Below are 20,888 nucleotides of genomic sequence, written 5' to 3'. Positions count from 1 at the left end.
ATGCGGGGCATGGCGCCGGTCAAAAATTACTTCGCCTTGGAAACGAAATCCGGCAGCGGAGAACCGAGCCATTTTTCATGGATCTTGTTCAACTCGCCGTCGCCCTTCACCTTCTCGATGAACTTGTTGACGAATTCGAGCATTTCAGTCGAACCCTTGCGCACCGCGATGCCCTGCACCTGCTGGCTGAGCTGGATTTTTTGCTCGTAACGGCCCGGTGCTGCCTTTTCGATTTCGGCGGCAACGACATTGGAAAGACCAATCAAATCGACCTGACCCGACAGGAGAGCCTGCACCGCGCTGGCATCGTCATCGAAGCGGCGGATATTGGCATCCTTCGGCGCAACCTTGGTTACTGCGGTATCCTGTGTCGAGGCACGCGCCACGCCGATGGTCTTGCCTGACAGGTCCTCCGGCTTGGCGACTGCGGCATCCTTCGGCCCGAAAACGCCGATGGAAATACCGGCATAAGGCTGGGAGAAATCGACGCTCTTGGCGCGTTCTTCGGTGATGCCCAGCGAAGCCACCAGCACGTCAACCTGTCCGCTCTGCAAATATGGAATGCGGTTCGGGCCGGTGACCGGCACGATCTGCGGCTTTACACCCAGCTCGGCAGCGAGCAACTTGGCCACATCGGCGTCGTAGCCGTCCGGCTCGTTGCTGGTGTTCATGATGCCGAATGGCGGAAAATCGACCAGCATGCCGATCTTGATCGTTCCGGCCGACTTGATGCCTTCGATGGTCTGCGCGAATGCGGCTGGCGCAAAGGCAGTGGCAAGCGCGCCCGCGCCGATCAGTGTCATCGCTATACGTCTGGTGATATTCATGTTTTTCCCTTCCCTATTGTTAGACCGGACTCCTCGCCGGCAGATTAGAGCGCGCTCTAATCCCTTTTTGACGCACATCTTATCCGAAAACCGTTTCACACTTTTCGGGATGTGCTCTTATCTCGACAAAAGCCCCCTATTACCGAGCGGTTGCGCGAGAAAATTTGGTTTCCATGTTGCGGGCTAGTATCGAAAGCGGCCAGCACAGAATGAAATAGACAACCGCCACCGTGCCAAAGACCATGAAAGGGCTGAAGGTTGCATTGTTGATGATCTGGCCCTGACGCGTCAGCTCGGTAAAGCCGATGATTGCGGCAAGCGATGTGCCCTTGATCAACTGCACAAGGAAGCCGACCGTTGGCGCAACCGAAATGCGTGCAGCTTGCGGCAAAATGATATAGCGCATGCGGTTGTAGTAGCGCAGGCCGAGCGCCGTTGCCGCTTCCCGCTGGCCGGGCGGCACGGCGTCGATGCAACCACGCCAGATTTCGCCGAGGAAAGCGCTGGCATGCAGGGTCAAGGCGATGGCCGCGGCAATCCACGGATTGATGCCAAGGCCGAAAATATTGAGCCCGAAGAACACCAGAAAAAGCTGCATCAGAAGCGGCGTGCCCTGAAACAGCCGGATGAAGCCAAGCGCGATATAGCGCAGGACACGATTATCCGACACACGCATCAGCGCCACGATCATGCCGCCAATGCCGCCGCCCACAAAGGCGATGGCCGAAAGCGCGATGGTCCACTGTGCCGCATAGACGATAATGAGAAATTCGTTCCAGCCGAAAGGTCTGATCATGGCCTTGCTCCTATCGGCTCAGGGGATATTTGAACGCCAGTTTCTCGATCAGCGAAAACACCGCCGAAAAACCGATGGACATGACGAGATACATGAGCGTGATGACGATATAGACCTCGAAGCTGGCGAAGGTCGCAGACTGGAGATCGTTACCGGCGGCGGCGAGTTCATTGGCCGAAATCACCGACACGACGCTCGACGTCAGCATCAGATAGATGAACTGGCTGGTCAGCGATGGATAGACCGTGCGCAGCGCCGGTTTCATGATGATGTAACGGAAGACTTGCAGGCGCGAGAGCCCGAGCGCGGTGCCCGCCTCCACCTGCCCCTTATGGATGGACTCGATGCCCGCACGGATGATTTCCGTGCCATAGGCGCCGAAATTCACCACCAGCGCCAGAAGTGCGGCGCTGTTGGGCGACAGGCGCAAGCCCGCCGAAGGCAGACCGAAGAAGATGAAGAAAATCTGCACCAGAAACGGCGTGTTGCGAATGATCTCGATATAGGCGTCGATGACGAAGCGCACCGGCTTCGAGCCGGATGTCTTGCCCCAGGCGCACACAATGGAAACGACCAGCCCGAGCACCATCGCGGCGACGGAAAGCTCAATCGTTTGCCAGGCGCCGAGAAGCAGCTTGTCCATCGACGCGAACACGGGCGCGAAATTGAAATTGTACAATGCTGGAACCTCCCGGTCGGCGAATTGACTGGTCTTCCTCCAGACCAACCAAATTTAGATCGATCTAAATTCGTTTAACCCGTCTCGTCAATCATTAATTCGGATGAGACGATCAAATTTACCGTCAGCCCACGGGGCGTCCACAGGACTGGCGAACCTGCAAATAGGTCTCGCTGACGATCCGCTCTGCCGGTTTTTCCGGTTCGGCAAGCCGTGAAAGCAGCATTCTGGCCGCGTTTTCGCCAACCGTAACCGGACGCGTCGCGACTGAACTCAGGCGCGGGCGTGTCGCCTCGGCATTGCTGACATCGTCAAAGCCGATCAACGAAAAATCCTCGCCGATTTTCCGCCCGCAATCATAAAGCCCGGCGGAGAGACCGAGCGCTATCACATCGTTAAAGCAGATCGCCGCCGTTGGTTCCGGTTCCTGCTGAAACAGCAGCGGCGCGGCGCGGGCAATTTCCGGCATGGTGCTGGGCAGATGCACGATCAGTTCCGGGTCCAGCCCCTTTTCCAGCATGGCCTCGCGAAAACCCTCGACGCGTTCGCGATAGGCGGAATGCACCGGCCCGTGCACCGCAAAGGCGATGGTCTTGTGCCCCAACCCGGACAGGTGATTGACCGCCTGCCGCATGCCGCCTGCATAATCGACCCCGGCATAGTCAATCCGGTCGGTTACGTGGCGCAGCACCTGAACGGCTGGCAGGCCCCAATCGACAATCTGCTCGATGAAGCCGGGTTCGGTTCCAGCCGTCAGCGACACGATCACGCCATCGACGCCATGCTCGCGCATGCGCTGCATCAGCGTATTCTGATTGGCGAAATTTTCATGACTGTTGGCCAAAAGAACGACCATACCGGCCTCGCCCACCACGCGGTCGATGCCCGCCAGAAGCTCGCCATAAAACGGATTGCCCAGTGTCGGAACGATCACGCCAACCGTGTTGGACCGGTCGGCGCGCAAGCTCGCCGCGCCCATATTATAGACGTAGCCGAGTTCTTGCAGCGCCTTCTCGACCTTCTCCCGCGTTGCCGCGCCGACAAGCGGGCTCTTGCGGATGACAAGCGATGCCGTGGCCCGCGAAACATTCGCATGGCGCGCCACGTCAAGAAGCGTAACCCGGCTTTTCTTACGGTCGTCGGTTGGCATAGTTCACCTGTCAGCATGCATCTGCTGCCGCAGGAAAATATCGCAAGATGCTTCCTTCCGGCCAGATTCGAAGCCGGTATATTCAGTACAGACAGATGAAATGGTCAATCCGCAACCGGAATGGCCAGCTTTTATTGCGCGGGTTTGATCGGCTTCGGGCGAAATTCGGGCTTCAGCGCTTTGAGCGCCATGCGGTCCACCACGCGCGGCGCGATCAGCTTCAGCCAGCGCCCCAGACGCATCTGCCGGGTCATCAACACCTCGCGTTTGCGCATCCGCAAACCATTCAGCATCAGACGCACCGCTTCTTCCACCGACATCATGTCGTCTTCGCGCACGCCACTGGTTCCAAGCGCCTCGCCGCTGGCGCCATAGCCGACCTTGCGAATATCGGTTTTCACGACGCCGGGATAAACAATCGTCACGGAAATGCCGCTTGGCTCCAGTTCCGAGCGGAGCGCTTCACAAAAACCGGACAGCGCGAATTTTGTGCCGCTATAGGCCGAGCGTCCCGGCACACCGATCAATCCCGCGACGGAAGAGACCACCGCAATGCGCCCTCTGGTCATTGCCAGATGAGGCAGCGCCGCATGGATCGGCCAGACGCTGCCAAAATAGTTCAGCTCCATCAGATCATGCATCCATTGCAGATCTTCCGGCTTGATTTCCGCGAAATTGGCATGGGCCGACATACCCGCATTGACGATCAGCGTGTCGATCCGGCCAAAAGCCGATGCCGTCTTTTCGATCAGCGCAATGCAGGCATCGCGCTCGGTAACATCGGTCGGCACCACAAGCACGGTGCTGCCCTGCTGCCGCAATTCGGCTGCAAGTTTTTCGAGCTTGTCGACATTGCGCGCCGCCAGCACAAGAGCGGCCCCGGCGCGATCACGTTGCGCTATCTGGCGCGCGGTTTCAGCACCGATACCGTCCGACGCGCCCGTTATAATCGTTACATCCATGTCGGTCTCCCTGCCGATACGATGAACGATTATGCCGCCGAAATGGGCCTGCTGGAACAGGATATTTTGATAAAATCGCAGTTGCGTTAAACAGGCAGCGGAATAATTCGCCGCCTAATGATCAGTTGGCCTGCGCCGCATGAAGCTGCTGATAGCGCCCGCCCGAGCGGGTCACCAGCTCGTCATGAATACCCTGCTCGATGATGCGGCCTTCCTCCACCACGACAATGCGATCCGCATTGACGATGGTTGCAAGCCGGTGCGCGATGACCAGCGTGGTGCGGCCTTCCGAAAGATCGGCAAGCGACTGCTGGATCGCCCGTTCGGTTTCGGTATCCAGTGCCGAAGTCGCTTCATCGAGGATCAGGATCGGCGGGTTTTTCAGGAAGATGCGCGCAATCGCCAGACGCTGTTTCTGGCCGCCCGAAAGCTTGACGCCGCGTTCGCCCACAACCGTGTCCAGCCCGGCGGGCAAGGCGGCAATCACGCCGTCGAGACGGGCGCGCCGCGCCGCTTCGAGGATTTCTTCCTCCGAAGCCTCCAGCCTGCCATAAGCGATATTGTCGCGGATCGTTCCGGCAAACAGGAACACATCCTGGCTGACAATGCCGATATTGGACCGCAGCGATTTCAGCGTCATGTCGCGAATATCGGTGCCATCGATGCTGATCGCGCCGTCGGTCACTTCATAAAAGCGCGGCAGAAGCGAGCAGATCGTCGTCTTGCCTGCGCCGGATGAACCGACGAAGGCCACCGTTTCGCCCGCCCGGATCGACAGGGTCAGATGTGCCAGCAGCGGCTTTTCCGACCGGTAACCGAAGCTGACGTCTTTATACTCAATGCCGCCATGCAACCGCTGCACGGACATGGCGTCCGGCCTGTCGGCAATATCCGGCTCCGTATCGAGAAAGGCCGAATAGCGCTGGAACCCGGCAATGCCCTTCGGATAGCTTTCGATGATCGAATTGATCTTTTCAATGGGTCGGAAGAACACACCGATGAGCAGCAGGAAGCCGACGAAACCGCCTTCCGTCAACTGGCCGCGCACGACAAACCATGCGCCCGCGAGCATGACGATGATCTGCACAAAGCGCATCGAAAGATAGGACAGCGACATCGAGGCCGCCATGATCTTGTAGGCCCGCAATTTGGTCGTCAGATAGTTGCGGTTGCTCTCGGCAAACAGCTTGCGTTCGTGGTCCTCATTGGTGAAGGCCTGTACGACGCGAATGCCGCCGACATTTTCCTCAATCCGCGCATTGAACTCGCCAACGCGGCCATAAAGCGCGTGCCAGTTCGAGGTCATCCGGCTGCCATAGCGGATATTCACAAACGCCGTTAGCGGCACAACCAGCGCCGTAATCAGCGCCAGCGGCACATGAATCCAGAGCATCAGAACAAAGGCGCCGATCAGCGTCATGATGGCGATGAACAGGTCTTCGGGGCCGTGATGCGCCACTTCGCCGATCTCTTCCAGATCCTTGGTCAGCTTGGCAACCAGATGCCCGGTCTTCTGATTGTCGAAGAAACGAAACGACAGCTTTTGCAGATGATCGAAGGCCTTGCGCCGCATCTCGGTTTCGATCTTGATGCCCAGCATATGACCCCAATAGGTCACGACGACCTGCAAACCGGCATTGAGAATATAGATCAGCAACAGCCCGGCAACGGCGAGCGCGATCAGCCCCAGCTGATTGGTCGGTAGCAGGCGATCGATGAACAGCGTCACCGCAACCGGAAAGGCCAGCTCAAGCAGTCCTGCAAGAACGGCGCTTGAGAAATCAAGCGCAAACAAGCCCTTGTGCGGTTCATAATAAGCAGCAAAGCGCTTCAGCAAACTGTTCATCGAAATTCTCGGCTTACACTTTTGGGGCGGCGTTCAAAGAGGTTTGGACACGCGCCCTTCCCTAACGCCTGTTAGCAAGTTTTTGAATAGTGCGGCGTTTATTTTCTCTTTATCCGGCGCGATCAACCGATTTGTGATCGTTTTTGTCAACTTAATAGCCCAAGGTCGTCACAGATTGGGCAAAAGGCTCATCAGATTGTCGATCAACGGGGAGTGATTGCTCTTCATCGAGGCGAGCGCCAGACGCGCGGAAAGTGGTTCGCCTTCAATCGGTCGGTAGGTCACGCCCGCAAGCCTGATCTGCGCTATAGCGGTCGGTACGATGGAAACGCCCAGATCGGCGGCCACCAGATTGACGACCGATGGCATTTGCGGCGCTTCCTGCGCGACGATCATTTCAAAACCAGCCTCGCGGCAGGCGGCAACCACGTCGTCGTAAAGACTAAGGCCGACAATGCGCGGAAACATCACAAAAGCTTCGTTCGCCAGCGCCGAAACCGGCAATATCTCATGGGTCGCCAGCGGATGATGGCTCGGCAAGGCGATCAGCATCGGCTCATCGGCCAGGCGCTTCATCCGCACATCCTTCGGGTTTTCCAGACCGGGCCGAATGAATGCCGCATCAACCTCGCCGCGCACAAGCCTTTCCATCAGGAGGCTGGTATTCATCTCGGTGAGCGTCAGCCGCACCTCCGGCCAGCGGGCGCGAAACTGCCGGATCGTGCCACTGACTACCGGATTAAAGGCGGACGACGCGGTGAAGCCCAAAGCCAGACGCCCGGTCTCGCCGCGCGCCGCACTTTGCGCGGCAAGCTTGGCTTTTTCCGCGGCAGCGACAGCAGCCTTCGCTTCCTCAAGAAAGGCCGTGCCCGCCGCCGTCAGCTCAGCCCCGTGGGGAACGCGGTGAAAAAGCGCCACACCGATTTCGTTTTCCAGATCGCGGATCTGCTGGCTCAAAGGCGGCTGACCGATACCGAGATTGGCCGCTGCCCGTGTGAAATTGCCCTCACCGGCGACGGCCATAAAATATCTGAGGTGACGCAGTTCCATCGGTATATCCAAAACATATCACAATCGTCTGTTCCATATATTAGACAAATGATGTGCTTTTGACTAGATCAAGGCTCGGGAGGTTTTGAAAAGGCAAAGTCATGTCCCGCGTCCAAGAACGCAGTCTCGATAGCGTCAGAACAGCAGACAGCACACTCAAGCTGGTCACCGCGCCGACACCATCCGGAGCGGCACCGGAAGAAAAGCAATATCTGGTCAAGGGTACGCCCGCGTTCCGCAATGCCAGTGTCGCGCTCTTCCTGTCAGGCTTTGCAACCTTCTCGCTTCTCTATTGCGTGCAGCCGTTGATGCCGCTCTTCGCGCATGATTTCAACATCACGCCCGCGGCAAGCTCGCTGTCGCTTTCCGTTTCAACCGGTTTTCTCGCCTTCGCGATTTTCTTTGCGGCTATCGTTTCCGAACGTTTTGGCCGCCGCTCGCTGATGTTCGCCTCCCTGCTCGGCTCCGCGCTTTGCACCATCGCCGCTGCACTGGTTCCGGACTGGCACATGCTTTTGGCACTGCGCGCCTTGCAGGGCCTGCTGCTGGGCGGCGTCCCGGCGGTCGCCATGACCTATCTTGCCGAAGAAATCGACCCGCGCGGCCTTGGTGCATCCATGGGTCTCTATATCGCCGGCAACGCCTTTGGCGGCATGGCGGGCCGTGTCATCACCGGGACGCTGGCTGAATTCTTCTCCTGGCGTGTCGGCCTCGCTGGCATGGGGCTTCTGGGCCTTGCCGCCGCAATCGGCTTTCTGATGTTGCTGCCCGCCTCGCAGAATTTTACCCCGCGTCCCGGTCTGAATGCGCGGTTTCACCTCAGTGCATGGATCGGCCATCTCCGTAATCCGGCCCTGCCGTTGCTGTTCGCCATCGGCTTTCTGGTCATGGGCTCGTTTGTGACGGTCTATAACTATATCGGCTTCCGGCTTGTCGCCGCGCCCTACAGCCTGAGCCAGACGGCGCTCGGCGCCATTTTCTCGGTCTATCTGTTCGGCATCGCGGCATCGTGGATCGCGGGTCGCATGGGCGACAGACTTGGCCATTTCATTGTCCTCCCCATCGGTTTGGGCATTGAAGCGACTGGCGTGTTGCTGACCCTGTTTGCGCCTTTGCCTGTCATCATCACCGGCATCGTGTTCCTGACCGTCGGCTTCTTCGTCAGCCACTCGGTCGCCAGCGCTCTGGTCGGAAGGCTGGCGCTTCATACCAAGGGTCACGCATCATCGCTTTACCTCTTGGCCTATTATCTCGGCTCCAGCATTGCAGGTTCCGCAGGCGGTATCTTCTGGATCGCCGGTGGCTGGAGCGCGGTGACAGAATTCACCTTCGCCATGCTGGCCATCGCCTTTGCCGCATCGCTCGCAGCCGCGCGTTTCGCCCGTCGGGATTGAAAATGCCTCGCAAATTGCCTAGCAGGTGAATTGTCATGCAACTGACAGCGGCTTGACAGTTGCATGACAATGAATGGAGGCTGGGGCATGAGCGAATTGGCCGACTGGCTATCGGAAACACATCCGGTCAACCGGAAGAACGCCGCCGAAGTCGTGTTCGACGACATACGGTCGGCGATCATATCCGGTCGCCTTCAGGTCGGCACGCGCCTCCCCTCGGAAGCGCGACTGGCGGACCGGTTCGGTGTCAGCCGTCCCATCGTGCGCGAGGCTCTCCGCTCGCTGCAAACGCTCGGCCTCACACAAACCCGCACTGGCAGCGGCACCTATATATTGAACGCAACGCCCGCAGCGGAACTGAGCTATGATGGCTATTCCGCGCGCGACCTGATTGAAGCGCGCCCGTTTATCGAAATTCCGGCGGCGGGCTGGGCTGCTCTTCGTCGTAGCGAAGAGCAGCTCGCCCATCTGCTGGGTCTTTGCGACAGGCTTGACCGGCAGACCGATCCACATAAGTGGGAGCTGCTCGATTCCGAGTTTCACAGCGCCATAGCCGTTGCCTCCGGCAATACGCTTTTCGCCAAGATCGTCGCCGATGCGCGCAATGCGCTCATCCAGCAATCCGAGCTCATCAATCTCATGGCAGGTCGCCGCGAAGCCTCCAATATCGAACACCGCCGGATCGTCGACGCCATCGCAGCCGGTTCGGAAGCCGACGCCCGCGCTGCCATGGAAGCGCATCTGAGCAAGGTCAAAACTGCGGTGAATGCCATCACGGGAAACAGCGCCGCTTAAACGGCAGCGTCGATTGCAATCAGACACCGGGTTCATTTTTATGCGAGCCTGTGGATAATTGTCACCGGAACAATTTTCGACAAAGCTGAAAGCTAACGTATTCTTTTCAAAAAGATATTCAGCGTTCCAGCAAACACCGCACCCCTAGCCGGGTCGGCAGGGGTGCTCCTGAGAGGGTTGACGCGTCAGTTTCAGTGTGCGTTATAGCGCCTATTACCTGTCATACAGCTTTACAGATTACCCTTCAAATTGGGTGGAATATCACCCTTCTCGCATTTGATGACCCGCAGCATGCCCTATAGGTGGCGTTTCATGCCGCGAATGGTCCTGTCGAAACGCACGCACAGGGAGATGCAATGTCGATTGAAGCCGTTAATGCCAGTCCGGCAGAACGTGAATTATTCATTGAGGAAGACACCGGCTACCACAAGGCGCTGAAGCCTCGGCAGATTCAGATGATCGCGATTGGGGGAGCGATCGGAACCGGGCTATTCCTTGGTGCTGGTGGTCGGCTCGCAGAGGCTGGGCCTTCGCTTATTTTCATCTATGCGCTCTGCGGCTTCTTTGCCTTTCTGGTTTTACGCGCGTTGGGCGAGTTGATCATGCATCGGCCAAGTTCGGGGTCGTTCGTCTCCTATGCTCGCGAGTTCTACGGCGAGAAACTGGCCTTTGCGGCTGGCTGGATGTACTGGATGAACTGGGCGATGACCTCGGTGGCCGATGTCACTGCCGTTGCGCTCTATATGAATTTCTTCAAGCACTATGTTCCCTGGCTGCAAGGGGTCGACCAGTGGATGTTTGCGCTGGCTGCCCTGTTCATCGTGCTTGCGATGAACATGATGTCGGTGAAAGTCTTCGGCGAGATGGAATTCTGGTTCAGTGTCGTCAAGGTGCTGTCGCTGGTCATATTCCTGGCGGTCGGCATTTATTTCGTGGTTTCTGGCACGCCGATTGACGGCCATGCCGCTGGTTTCAGCATCATTTCCGATAGCGGCGGCTTCTTTCCGAACGGCATATTACCGGCCTTCGTGATCATACAGGGCGTCGTCTTCGCTTATGCCTCCATCGAACTGATTGGCACAACGGCTGGCGAAACCGAAGACCCGCGCAAGGTGATGCCCGGCGCAATCCGCACCGTGGTCTTCCGCCTGCTCGTCTTCTATGTCGGTTCGGTTCTGCTGCTTTCGCTGCTGCTGCCCTATACGGCCTATTCCGCCGGTGAAAGCCCGTTCGTCACCTTCTTCAGCAAGATCGGCTTCGAAGGTGCGGATATCATCATGAACCTCGTGGTACTGACGGCGGTTCTCTCATCGCTCAATGCTGGTCTCTATTCGACAGGCCGCATTCTGCACTCCATGGCTGTTTCGGGCTCCGCGCCTGCCGCACTCGCCAAGATGAACAAGAACGGCGTTCCCTTTATCGGCATCGCGGTCACCGCCGTCGTGACAGTGATAGGCGTCGTTCTCAATGCCATCGTGCCTTCGGACGCCTTCGAGATTGCGCTCAATCTCTCCGCGCTCGGCATCATCACCGCATGGGGCGTCATCGTTCTCTGCCAGCTGAAGCTCTGGTATCTGGCGCGGCGCGGCGAAATCGAACGGCCTGATTTCAAGATGTTCGGCGCGCCCTATACGGGTATCCTGACGCTTGCTTTCCTGCTTGGCGTGCTGGTGCTGATGGCGTTCGATTATCCGGTTGGAACCATGACCATCGCCTCGCTGCTGATCATCATCCCCCTCCTCATCATCGGATGGTATCTGATGCGCGACCGTATCCATAGACTTGCCGCCGAGCGTGCTATAGACGCTGGTACCTAGTTTCAGGGACTGTTAATTGGATGGGAGTGGTGAGAGGCTATCCGCTTTACGAGGATAGAGGCGAAGGAAATGTGGTTCATTTTCGAAACTTTTCGACGCAGGAGCATGGTGGATGGACCAAATCCATCAAGCGCTGAAATGCCGGGACGCGTAATTGGCGACCCGCTGCGTCGAGCCACTCATCAAAAAAGAGGGAACGGGGCGACCACCCCGTTCTTCGCGTCTTTTCTGACAGCTCTGGTCATTTCAGGCGCCATTTTATTGCTAGGTCTCGAGCCTGCAGCAAGCGAGAGAAACGTGAACACATCGCCGATCAAGCCTGTGGTGGCGGTCATCGCCACCGGGGGCACCATTGCAAGCAAACGCGGTGAAAATGGCGCGAGCACGCCGACCTTATCCGGCGGAGACCTACTTGCGCTATTGCCGGATCTCAAGGCCGATCTGCGCCCCATCAACCTGATGGAGAAGGATTCCTCGCTGCTCACGTTGGCCGACATGCAGCATATCAGCAATGCAGTCGGCGAAGCGCTGGAGAACCCCGACATCAACGGCGTTGTCGTCCTGCATGGCACCGACTCCATGGAGGAAACCGCGCTTTTGGTGCAGCTTCAGCACCGGCTTGCAAAGCCGGTTATCTTTACCGGTGCGCAATTTACAGCGGATAGTCCCCATGCCGATGGCCCTGCCAATCTGGCTGATGCGGTCAGGCAGGCCACTGATCCGGCCAATGCCGCGCGCGGCGTGCTGATCGCTTTTGGCGGGCGGGTTTTGCCTGCATGGGGTGTTTATAAGGCCAGCAGCGACAGTGCTGATGCGTTTCATCCAACACGCATGCTAGCTGCGCTGCCGGATGTGAAGCTGCCGTCACCGCTTGATGATAGCCGCGTCGATACGGTTGCCATTTATCCCGGCTGCGATGCCACCCATGTCGCGGCCAGTGTTGCAGCAGGCGCGCGTGGCATCGTTCTGGCGGCACTTGGCTCCGGCAATGCGACGCCGGCAATTGTCGAAGCCGTCAAGCTTTGCACCGAAAGAGGCATCCCAGTCGTGGTATCGAGCCGCGTCCCGGAAGGTTTGTTGACGCCAAGCTATGGCGGTGGTGGCGGCGGATACGATCTTGCTGCGGCAGGGGCGATCCCTGCCCGCACACTTCGTCCCGGTCAGGCGCGCATTCTGCTGGCGGCGCTTATTGCCAATGGCAGCTCGAAAGACGCGATCATCCACGCCTTCAGCGATAATCAATAACCCATATGAAAAGGGCCGGATTGCTCCGGCCCTTTTATCTTTCTGTCGGCTCCGATCACTCGCCCGGCACCAGATGCGGTGCTTCGATCTTTGCCCCCGAATGCTTGAGCGGGCGTTCGCCGCTCAGCTTTCGGATCAGCACATAAAATACCGGCGTCATGAAGATGCCGAAGGCCGTCACGCCGATCATGCCCGCGAAGACCGCGATACCCATTGCGGAGCGCATTTCCGCACCGGCACCCGTGGATGTGACCAGCGGCACCACACCCATGATGAAGGCCATGGAGGTCATCAGGATCGGGCGCAGACGCAACCGGCTGGCCTCGACGGCGGCCTGCACCACACTTCGACCGGAAAGCTCCAGCTCGCGGGCAAATTCCACGATCAGGATCGCGTTCTTCGCCGATAGCCCCACAAGGACTATCAAGCCAATCTGGGTGAAGACATTGTTGTCGCCTCCCGTCAGCCAGACGCCGGTGAGCGCCGCCATGATACCCATTGGAACAATCATGATGATCGACAGGGGCAGAGCAAGGCTTTCATATTGCGCGGCCAGCACTAGATAGACCAGCAGCAGCGCCAGCGGGAAGACGAGGAAGCCTGAATTGCCAGCCAGAATCTGCTGGTAGGTCAGATCGGTCCACTCGAAGGCGATGCCCGCAGGTAAGGTTTCCTGCGCAATCCGCTCGATGGCCGCCTGCGCCTGACCGGACGAGAAGCCGGGGGCCGGATTGCCGTTGATATCGGCAGACAGGAAGCCGTTATACCGGATGGCGCGTTCCGCACCCACGGTCTGCTCCACTTTCATCAGCGCCGACAGCGGGATCATTTCGCCCGACTGCGAACGAACCTTCAGCTTGCCGATATCTTCGGCATGGCTGCGATAATTCGCATCGGCCTGAATGCGCACGCTGTAGGTGCGTCCGAACGCGTTGAAGTCGTTGACATAGAGCGAACCCAGATAGATCTGCAGGGTTTCAAACACATCAGTCACCGCCACACCCAGCTGGCGCGCCTTCACACGATCCAGATCGGCATAAAGCTGCGGCACGTTGATCTGGTAGCTCGAATAGAGACCGGCCAGTTCAGGTGTCTGATAGGCCTTGGCGAGAAACGCCTTGGTGGCATCGTCCAGCGCGCGGAAGCCAAGACCGTTGCGATCTTCAAGCTGCAGCTTGAAGCCCCCGGTGGTTCCCAGACCCTGCACGGGCGGCGGCGGGAACATGGCAATGAACGCATCTTGAATGGAGCCGAACTTCTGGTTCAGCTGCATGGTGATAGCGCCCGCCGACAGGTCGGGTGTCTTGCGTTCCTCGAACGGCTTCAGCGTAACGAAAACAATGCCGGAATTCGATGAGTTGGTGAAACCATTGATCGAAAGGCCCGGGAAGGCAATGGCATTGGCAACGCCCGGCTGGTTAAGCGCGATATCCGTCATGCGGCGGATGACATCTTCCGAACGGTCGAGCGTGGCCGCATCCGGCAATTGCGCGAAGCCGATCAGATATTGCTTGTCCTGTGCCGGAACGAAGCCGCCGGGCACCGCGCGGAACAGAACGAAGGTGACGCCGAGCAACACGACATAAAGGCCCATCACCAGCGACTTGCGCGAGAGAATTGCGCCCACGCCGCGACCATAGGCATTCGAGCTTGCACCGAAGAAGCGGTTGAAGCCACGGAAGAACCAGCCGAACGCCTTGTCCATGATGCGGGTCAGACGATCCTTCGGCGCATCATGGCCACGCAGCAGCAGCGCCGCCAAAGCAGGCGACAAGGTCAGCGAGTTGAAGGCTGAGATCACCGTCGAGATGGCGATGGTCAGCGCAAACTGGCGATAGAACTGGCCGGTAAGGCCGGTAATGAAAGCCAGTGGCACAAACACCGCAACCAGTACCAGCGCAATCGCGATGATCGGGCCGGACACTTCCTGCATGGCGCGATAGGTCGCTTCGACGGGCGACAGTCCCTGTTCAATGTTGCGTTCGACATTTTCTACGACCACGATGGCGTCATCGACGACGATACCGATGGCCAGCACCAGACCGAACAGGCTGAGCGCGTTGATGGAGAAGCCGAACACATACATGACCGCAAACGTACCCACGATGGAAACGGGGACCGCAACCAGTGGAATGATCGATGCGCGCCATGTCTGCAAAAACAGGATGACCACGATCACCACCAGAACGATGGCTTCCAGCAGGGTGTGAATGACGGATTCAATCGAGGCCTTCACGAACTGGGTCGTATCATAGACGATGTCGAAATCCACGCCTTCCGGCATGGTCTTCTTCAAATCGGCCATGGCCGCGTGAACATTTTCCGAAATCTGCAAAGCGTTGGAACCCGGCGCCTGAAACACGCCCATACCAACCGCCTGCTTGTTATCGAGCAGCGAGCGCAACGAATAATCGGCGGCGCCCATCTCGACACGGGCAACGTCGCCAAGGCGGGTGATTTCGCCTTCATTGCCCGATTTCACGACGATATTGGCGAAATCTTCGGGTGTCTGAAGGCGGCCTTGCGCGTTGACGGAAAGCTGGAGATCAAGACCGGAAACAGACGGCGAAGCACCGATCACGCCAGCGGCGGCCTGCACGTTTTGCTGCCGGATTGCGTTTGCGATATCGCTGGCCGACAGTCCGCGCTCGGCCGCCTTTTGCGGATCGATCCACACGCGCATGGAATAGTCGCCGCCGCCGAATATCTGCACCTGACCGACACCCGGAATACGGGCGATACGATCCTTGACGTTCAAAACGGCATAGTTGCGCAGATAATTCACGTCATACCGGCCATCGGGCGAGATGAGGTGAACCACCAGCGTCAGGTCGGGTGAGCTTTTGGCGGTGGTGACGCCAAGGGTCCGCACCTCTTCCGGCAGGCGCGGCTCAGCCTGCGAGATGCGGTTCTGCACCAGCTGCTGCGCCTGATCCGGATCGGTGCCAAGCGCGAAGGTGACGGTCAATGTCATGACACCGTCGGCTGTCGCCTGGCTCTGCATATAGAGCATGCCTTCAACACCGTTGATCTGTTCTTCCAGCGGTGTCGCGACAGTTTCGGAAATCACGGCGGGATTGGCGCCCGGATATTGCGCGCGGACCACGATTTGCGGCGGCACCACTTCCGGATATTCCGAAATCGGCAGACCTGTCATGCCAATCAGACCGGCCACGAAGATCAGAACCGACAGAACGCCAGCGAAGACTGGTCGGTCTACGAAGAAGCGTGAAAAGTTCATCTGTTTATCCCCCTTAAGCGGGAAGGCAAAGACTCTCCCGGTCCGCGAAATCTTCGATTTCGCGGGTTGATGAGGCCGAGCTTTTGCATTTGCGCGCGCCGTCTGGCGCGCCGTTTCAATTAATTCTTGGCAAGTGTTTCGGTTACGGGTTGCGGCGCGACCACCACGCCCGGACGAATGCGCTGCAGGCCGTTGACGACGATGTTCTCGCCAGCCTTCAAGCCGCTTTCGACAATGCGCAAGCCGTCATAATTGCGACCGAGCACCACCTGCCGGTATTCAACCTTATTGTCTGCGCCCACGACGAAGACGAACTTCTTGTCCTGATCGGAGGCAATGGCGCGGTCGCTCACCACCAGCTTTTCGCCCGGTTCCGGTTCGCCAAAGCGAATGCGCACAAACTGGCCGGGAATGAGCTTGCCATCCGGATTGTCGATGGATGCGCGCACGCGGATCGTGCCCGTGGTGGCATCCACTTCATTGTTGATCAGCTGGATATGGCCGGAAATCGGCGTGCCATCATCGGCAGCTGTCCCGATCTGGACGGGAATACGTTCTATGGCGCTGCCGCCCGGCGATGCGGCAAGCTTGGCAAGCGCCTTGGTGACAACCTCTTCATTGGCGCTGAAGCTTGCATAGATCGGATCGACCGAAACGAGCGTGGTCAGCACCGGCGAAGCGGAGCTTGCGGCAACCAGATTACCGGCTGTCACCTCCAGCCGCCCGACGCGACCGGAGATCGGTGCGCGCACTTCCGTATATTGGAGATCGAGTTCAGCCGAACGCAACGCCGCCTTGGCCGACCGCAAGCTTGCCTGCGCTTCGTCAAAGGCGCTTGACCGCTGGTCCAGCCCGCTCTGGGCGAGCGTGCGTGAGGTTACAAGCTGGCGACCGCGATCCAGTTCCGTCTTGGCCAGCGCGACACGCGCTTCCTCGGCGGAAACCTGCGCCCTGGCTTTTTCAACCGCTGCCGCATAGGGCTCCGGATCAATGGTGACCAGCAAGTCGCCCTGTTTGACCAGCGCGCCCTCACGGAAATGCGCTTTCAGGATGGCTCCGCCGACACGAGGGCGAATTTCGACGCGCTCGATTGCCTCAAGGCGACCCGAAAACTCTTCCCAGGTCGAGATGCGGCGCGATTCCGCCTTGGCAACCGATACCGGCACGGCAGGAGGCGGCGCGGAAATATCCGTCGCCGCATCCGCCTTCAGATGCGGAACGCCAAAAAGAATGGCACCACCGCCAGCTGCAGACAATAGGATACTCAGGCCGGCGCCCCACAGGGCCCGGCGTCCAATGATCGACGTCATGTTGTATCTCCTTGCCGGTCAGGGCCGGCTACATTCTGATCGTCAAATGAAAGCTTGGGAGGACTTTCGAACTGACGTTATGCTGCTATTGCATTCGCACCGGCCCGCAGGAAGAAATCCGAAAACAGGCCGACAAGAGCTTCTTTCTGTGGCGACCACTCACGGTCCGCCACGTTACTTTCCGGTATCCAGCTAGCCTGACCCGGCAGGACATGGGACTGAACCTTGACGCCTGCCTGACGCAGCCGCTCGGCATAGGCCTGGGTCTCGTCGCGCATCGGACATTCGGCACTGGTAACGAGCAGTGTCGGCACCAGACCGGCAAGACGCGTACACAGCGCAGGCGCAGCGTAGGGGTGAGTGAACCCTCCGCACTGACCCAGATAATGCTGCCAGCCATCCGACATGGCCTGCACCGCACTTTCCGGGCAGTATTTGCGGAAAGACGCCGTCGCAAGGCACGGGTCGAGCATGGGCGAAAGCAATATCTGACCTTTGAGATCCGTCAGATTCTGATCTCGCGCCATAAGCGCCAAACCGGCTGCGATATTACCGCCCGCCTCTTCACCGGCGACGAACAGCATCGACTTCTTGTGTGCAAATTCCGGGCAACGCGCACGCATCGAAGTCAGAATGGCATAGGCCACCTCAAGCGCCGCCGGGAACGGGTTGAGACAGGCCGACGAATATTCCGGCGAGACCACCACTGCTCCCGCATCGGCAAGAGCTTCGGCAACACCCTCGCAGGTATCTGGACAATCTGTCGAGAAAGCCCCACCATGGAGATGCAGCACCACAGGCGGCGGTGAAAGCAATTTGGCGCCGCGATAAATGCGTGCCGTGCAGGTGCAATTGCCAGCCTGCATTGTTTCAACCGTAAACTTCTCGCACATCTTTCTTAGCTTTCATGTCTAGCGGCAAACCGCCATGGTCAGATATTAGCATTGTCTATTATCTGGAATAGTCCCCCTAGATTGGTTACACTATCCAAAATCTCGAACAATGACGGTTATTGATCAATGGACCAACTTTCGGCCATGCGCGCCTTTCTCCGGGTTGTCGAAACCGGAAACTTTACGCGCGCCTCCGCGTCACTCGGCATGCCCAAGGCAACCATCAGCAATCTCATTCAGGGATTGGAAGCCCATCTGGGCGCAAAACTCCTCAATCGCACCACCCGTCGTGTTCTCGTAACACCGGACGGCGCACTTTACTATGAGCGCGCGGCGCGATTGCTGGCCGATCTGCAGGAACTCGACGGCAGCCTGTCCAGCGCACAGACCTTGCCCAAAGGCCGCCTGCGTGTGGAAATGGCAAGCGCCGTCGCCAATTTGATCGTCATTCCAGCCCTGATCGAGTTTCACCAGCGCTATCCCGATATCCAGATCGATCTCGGCGTATCGGATCGCCCGGTCGATTACGTCGCGGAAAATGTGGATTGCGCCATTCGGATTGGCGAATTGACCGACCAGTCGCTGATCGCCCGACGCATCGGCGACATGCATTCCATCGCGTGCGCTTCCGCCGAATATCTGGATCGCTGTTCCACGCCGCAACACCCGTCCGATCTTGCCAACGGCACCTATGCGGTCGGCTATTTCCGTCCGTCCACAGGGCAGCAAATGCCATTTCAGTTCAGGCGTGGCACCGAGGAAATCGAAGTCAACGGGCGCTATGTCGTGGCCGCCAATGAAGCGACCACCTATCTAGCGGCGGTACGCGCCGGTCTGGGGGTCGCGCAAGCGCCTTTGTTCATGGTCCGGGACGATCTGGAAAAAGGCACCTTGCGGCCGGTTCTCGAAGACTGGGAGATCGATCCGATGCCGATCTATCTGGTCTACCCGCCAAACCGGCATCTCAGCAACCGGCTGCGCGTTTTTGCCGACTGGGTCGTGAAGGTCATCGCCAAATCGCAAATGGTTGAGCGCCGCTAACCGGTTCCCATCAAGCAGATTCGGAGATCCGTTCTGGAAAACTTATTTCTGGATACTGGTCTTGACGAACCCTTTTTCGCGCCTATGCATATATAAATCTGACTGTATCGAATTGAAACATATGTCTTATTGGCAACTGCTACAGTCATCTTGCCCGTTTACTTATCATTTGACATGCATTAGCTTCGGAGCAACCAATACAGAGGGAGCATTTTAGCCAACTGTCGCTAGGGTTCAACGCCAAGCTGCGACGGATAAGATGTAGTTGAACACCAAAAACTAGAGTGTTTGCAAGGTTTCAAACCTCAGTGAAACCGATCTAGATCAGACGACCCGATATTCTGCCCAGAACTGCTTTCGTATCTGTTCTTATTCGTTTTGTAATGAGAGGGGACTATGGCATCAGGCGACAATCAGAAACTTCCGCTTCTCGCGCTCACCGCCATGGTTGTGGGATCGATGGTCGGCGCAGGTATCTTCAACCTGCCCGGTCGTTTTGGCGCGGCCACAGGTCCCTTTGGGGCAATCATCGCCTGGCTGATCGCTGGCACCGGCATGTATATGCTGGCGCGCGTCTTTCAGGTGCTGGCCGAGAAGAAACCCGATATCGACTCCGGCGTCTTTGCCTATGCCAAAGCCGGTTTCGGAAACTATATGGCGTTCCTATCGGCTTTCGGCTATTGGCTCGGCAGTTGCCTCGGCAACGTGTTTTACTGGGTGCTGATCGGCTCCACGCTCGGACGCTTCTTTCCCGATATCTTCGGCGACGGCAGCAGCGTGCCCGCCATCGTCGTCTCGCTGATCGGTATCTGGTCGTTTCACATGATGATCCTGCGTGGTGTGGAACAGGCGACTTTCATCAACACGATCGTCACCGTGGCCAAGATCGTGCCGATCATCGTCTTCATTCTCATTTTGATCTTCGCATTCAATTACGATCAGTTTGCCGAAAACTTCTTCGGCGGCCCGGACATGCCTGCCAAGCCGCTGATCGCGCAGGTGCGAGACACGATGCTGATCACGGTCTTCGTGTTTATCGGCATCGAAGGCGCCAGCGTTTATTCCCGCTTCGCCAAGAAGCGCTCCGATGTGGGCACCGCAACCATTCTCGGCTTTGTCGGCGTGCTGGGCCTGATGGTTGCAGTCACGCTGCTGCCCTATGCCGTGATGCCGCAATCGGCAATCGCTGCCGTTCAGCAACCCTCGCTCGCCAGCGTCCTCGAAGTGGTGGCTGGCCATTGGGGCGCGGTGTTCATTTCCATCGGCGTGCTGGTTTCCGTTCTCGGCGCCTATCTTGCATGGTCGCTGATCTGCGCCGAAGTTTTGTTTGCCGCCGCAAAATCGGACGACATGCCGAAACTGTTCGCGGCGCAAAACAACAACCGGGTTCCAGCCAATGCGTTGTGGCTGACCAATATCGTCGTCTCGCTGTTCGTCATCTCGACCTACTGGTCACGGGACGCCTTCAACTTCATGCTCGACATGACGAGCGTGACGTCGCTTTTGCCTTATCTGCTTGTGGCGGGCTACGGCATTTTGGTGACCCGTCGCGGCGAAGGTTATGAGGCCGATGCGCGCGGACGCGGGCGAGATCAGGTTTTTGCCTGGATTGCCGCCATCTACACCATCTTCATGTTCATCGCCGCCGGGCTGAAATATGTGCTGCTGGTGGCCGTGCTCTTCGTGCCCGGCACGATCCTTTATTTCTGGGCAAGGCGGGAACAGAAGGTGCAGCTCTTCACCACGGTGGAACTGGTCATCTTTGCCATCACCGTGATTGCCGGTTTGATCGGTTTCTACGGTCTGCTGACCGGCCTCATCACCCATTGAATGTTCGGCGAA

At 58.2% G+C, this 20,888-nt stretch carries 16 protein-coding genes; 6 read left to right on the top strand and 10 right to left on the bottom strand.

Translation table 11 applies throughout. The features are described 5' to 3' along the window. Nucleotides 1-26: 26 nt before the first annotated feature. The 7 genes from FIC94_RS09375 to FIC94_RS09345 all read right to left on the bottom strand — a co-directional run bounded on the left by FIC94_RS09375 (nucleotide 27) and on the right by FIC94_RS09345 (nucleotide 7,310). A complete protein-coding gene (locus tag FIC94_RS09375) occupies nucleotides 27-827 on the bottom strand; it encodes a transporter substrate-binding domain-containing protein (protein WP_140024678.1) in 801 nt (266 codons plus the stop codon). Between the two features lie 139 nt (nucleotides 828-966). Continuing rightward, a complete protein-coding gene (locus tag FIC94_RS09370; protein ID WP_109366899.1) occupies nucleotides 967-1,623 on the bottom strand; it encodes an amino acid ABC transporter permease in 657 nt (218 codons plus the stop codon). A gap of 10 nt (nucleotides 1,624-1,633) precedes the next feature. Beyond that, the gene (locus FIC94_RS09365) at nucleotides 1,634-2,302 is read right to left on the bottom strand and encodes an amino acid ABC transporter permease (protein WP_109366898.1); all 669 of its coding nucleotides are present in this window, start codon (nucleotides 2,300-2,302) and stop codon (nucleotides 1,634-1,636) included. 124 nt (nucleotides 2,303-2,426) lie between these two features. Beyond that, nucleotides 2,427-3,452, bottom strand: coding sequence for a LacI family DNA-binding transcriptional regulator (locus FIC94_RS09360; RefSeq protein WP_109366897.1), 1,026 nt, complete (start codon nucleotides 3,450-3,452; stop codon nucleotides 2,427-2,429). Nucleotides 3,453-3,583: 131 nt separating this feature from the next. After that, a complete protein-coding gene (locus FIC94_RS09355) occupies nucleotides 3,584-4,414 on the bottom strand; it encodes an SDR family oxidoreductase (RefSeq protein ID WP_140024677.1) in 831 nt (276 codons plus the stop codon). A 121-nt stretch (nucleotides 4,415-4,535) separates the two neighbouring features. Next, nucleotides 4,536-6,260: an ABC transporter ATP-binding protein gene (locus FIC94_RS09350; RefSeq protein WP_140024676.1), complete on the bottom strand. Its 1,725-nt coding sequence runs from the start codon at nucleotides 6,258-6,260 to the stop codon at nucleotides 4,536-4,538. A 168-nt stretch (nucleotides 6,261-6,428) separates the two neighbouring features. Next, nucleotides 6,429-7,310: a LysR family transcriptional regulator gene (locus tag FIC94_RS09345; RefSeq protein WP_140024675.1), complete on the bottom strand. Its 882-nt coding sequence runs from the start codon at nucleotides 7,308-7,310 to the stop codon at nucleotides 6,429-6,431. 101 nt (nucleotides 7,311-7,411) lie between these two features. Here FIC94_RS09345 and FIC94_RS09340 point away from each other — a divergent pair, with 101 nt between their 5' ends. The 4 genes from FIC94_RS09340 (at nucleotide 7,412) to FIC94_RS09325 (ending at nucleotide 12,561) form a co-directional block, all read left to right on the top strand. Further along, nucleotides 7,412-8,704, top strand: coding sequence for an MFS transporter (locus tag FIC94_RS09340; RefSeq protein WP_140024674.1), 1,293 nt, complete (start codon nucleotides 7,412-7,414; stop codon nucleotides 8,702-8,704). Nucleotides 8,705-8,791: 87 nt separating this feature from the next. Next, entirely contained in the window at nucleotides 8,792-9,499 is a 708-nt protein-coding gene (locus FIC94_RS09335) for a FadR/GntR family transcriptional regulator (protein ID WP_140024673.1), read from the top strand. A gap of 356 nt (nucleotides 9,500-9,855) precedes the next feature. Further along, entirely contained in the window at nucleotides 9,856-11,316 is a 1,461-nt protein-coding gene (locus FIC94_RS09330) for an amino acid permease (RefSeq protein WP_140024672.1), read from the top strand. Nucleotides 11,317-11,613: 297 nt separating this feature from the next. Then, the gene (locus FIC94_RS09325) at nucleotides 11,614-12,561 is read left to right on the top strand and encodes an asparaginase (protein WP_140024671.1); all 948 of its coding nucleotides are present in this window, start codon (nucleotides 11,614-11,616) and stop codon (nucleotides 12,559-12,561) included. Between the two features lie 55 nt (nucleotides 12,562-12,616). Here FIC94_RS09325 and FIC94_RS09320 read toward each other — a convergent pair whose 3' ends face one another. The 3 genes from FIC94_RS09320 to FIC94_RS09310 all read right to left on the bottom strand — a co-directional run bounded on the left by FIC94_RS09320 (nucleotide 12,617) and on the right by FIC94_RS09310 (nucleotide 18,005). Next, nucleotides 12,617-15,802 (bottom strand): efflux RND transporter permease subunit, encoded by a 3,186-nt coding sequence (locus tag FIC94_RS09320; protein ID WP_109366889.1) that lies wholly within the window; start codon nucleotides 15,800-15,802, stop codon nucleotides 12,617-12,619. A gap of 119 nt (nucleotides 15,803-15,921) precedes the next feature. Further along, nucleotides 15,922-17,112: an efflux RND transporter periplasmic adaptor subunit gene (locus FIC94_RS09315; RefSeq protein ID WP_109366888.1), complete on the bottom strand. Its 1,191-nt coding sequence runs from the start codon at nucleotides 17,110-17,112 to the stop codon at nucleotides 15,922-15,924. Between the two features lie 77 nt (nucleotides 17,113-17,189). Then, nucleotides 17,190-18,005: an alpha/beta hydrolase gene (locus tag FIC94_RS09310; protein ID WP_140024670.1), complete on the bottom strand. Its 816-nt coding sequence runs from the start codon at nucleotides 18,003-18,005 to the stop codon at nucleotides 17,190-17,192. A 126-nt stretch (nucleotides 18,006-18,131) separates the two neighbouring features. Between FIC94_RS09310 and FIC94_RS09305 the strand changes: the two genes are divergently transcribed. Together FIC94_RS09305 and FIC94_RS09300 are read left to right on the top strand one after the other, a co-directional pair. After that, the gene (locus FIC94_RS09305) at nucleotides 18,132-19,046 is read left to right on the top strand and encodes a LysR family transcriptional regulator (protein ID WP_140024669.1); all 915 of its coding nucleotides are present in this window, start codon (nucleotides 18,132-18,134) and stop codon (nucleotides 19,044-19,046) included. 396 nt (nucleotides 19,047-19,442) lie between these two features. Then, nucleotides 19,443-20,876: a basic amino acid/polyamine antiporter gene (locus FIC94_RS09300; protein WP_140024668.1), complete on the top strand. Its 1,434-nt coding sequence runs from the start codon at nucleotides 19,443-19,445 to the stop codon at nucleotides 20,874-20,876. The last annotated feature ends 12 nt before the right edge of the window (nucleotides 20,877-20,888 follow it).

Source organism: Ochrobactrum teleogrylli (assembly GCF_006376685.1).
GTDB lineage: Bacteria > Pseudomonadota > Alphaproteobacteria > Rhizobiales > Rhizobiaceae > Brucella > Brucella teleogrylli.
The sequence above is the reverse complement of the archived record's forward strand: the minus strand, read 5'-3'. Positions and strand labels throughout refer to the sequence as shown.

Excerpts from the sequence above, each read along its gene's own strand:
- FIC94_RS09375 (WP_140024678.1), bottom strand. The coding sequence starts at position 827 with ATGAATATCACCAGACGTATAGCGATGACACTGATCGGCGCGGGCGCG.
- FIC94_RS09370 (WP_109366899.1), bottom strand. The coding sequence starts at position 1,623 with ATGATCAGACCTTTCGGCTGGAACGAATTTCTCATTATCGTCTATGCG.
- FIC94_RS09360 (WP_109366897.1), bottom strand. The coding sequence starts at position 3,452 with ATGCCAACCGACGACCGTAAGAAAAGCCGGGTTACGCTTCTTGACGTG.
- FIC94_RS09355 (WP_140024677.1), bottom strand. The coding sequence starts at position 4,414 with ATGGATGTAACGATTATAACGGGCGCGTCGGACGGTATCGGTGCTGAA.
- FIC94_RS09350 (WP_140024676.1), bottom strand. The coding sequence starts at position 6,260 with ATGAACAGTTTGCTGAAGCGCTTTGCTGCTTATTATGAACCGCACAAG.
- FIC94_RS09345 (WP_140024675.1), bottom strand. The coding sequence starts at position 7,310 with ATGGAACTGCGTCACCTCAGATATTTTATGGCCGTCGCCGGTGAGGGC.
- FIC94_RS09340 (WP_140024674.1), top strand. The coding sequence starts at position 7,412 with ATGTCCCGCGTCCAAGAACGCAGTCTCGATAGCGTCAGAACAGCAGAC.
- FIC94_RS09335 (WP_140024673.1), top strand. The coding sequence starts at position 8,792 with ATGAGCGAATTGGCCGACTGGCTATCGGAAACACATCCGGTCAACCGG.
- FIC94_RS09330 (WP_140024672.1), top strand. The coding sequence starts at position 9,856 with ATGTCGATTGAAGCCGTTAATGCCAGTCCGGCAGAACGTGAATTATTC.
- FIC94_RS09320 (WP_109366889.1), bottom strand. The coding sequence starts at position 15,802 with ATGAACTTTTCACGCTTCTTCGTAGACCGACCAGTCTTCGCTGGCGTT.
- FIC94_RS09315 (WP_109366888.1), bottom strand. The coding sequence starts at position 17,112 with ATGACGTCGATCATTGGACGCCGGGCCCTGTGGGGCGCCGGCCTGAGT.
- FIC94_RS09310 (WP_140024670.1), bottom strand. The coding sequence starts at position 18,005 with ATGTGCGAGAAGTTTACGGTTGAAACAATGCAGGCTGGCAATTGCACC.
- FIC94_RS09305 (WP_140024669.1), top strand. The coding sequence starts at position 18,132 with ATGGACCAACTTTCGGCCATGCGCGCCTTTCTCCGGGTTGTCGAAACC.
- FIC94_RS09300 (WP_140024668.1), top strand. The coding sequence starts at position 19,443 with ATGGCATCAGGCGACAATCAGAAACTTCCGCTTCTCGCGCTCACCGCC.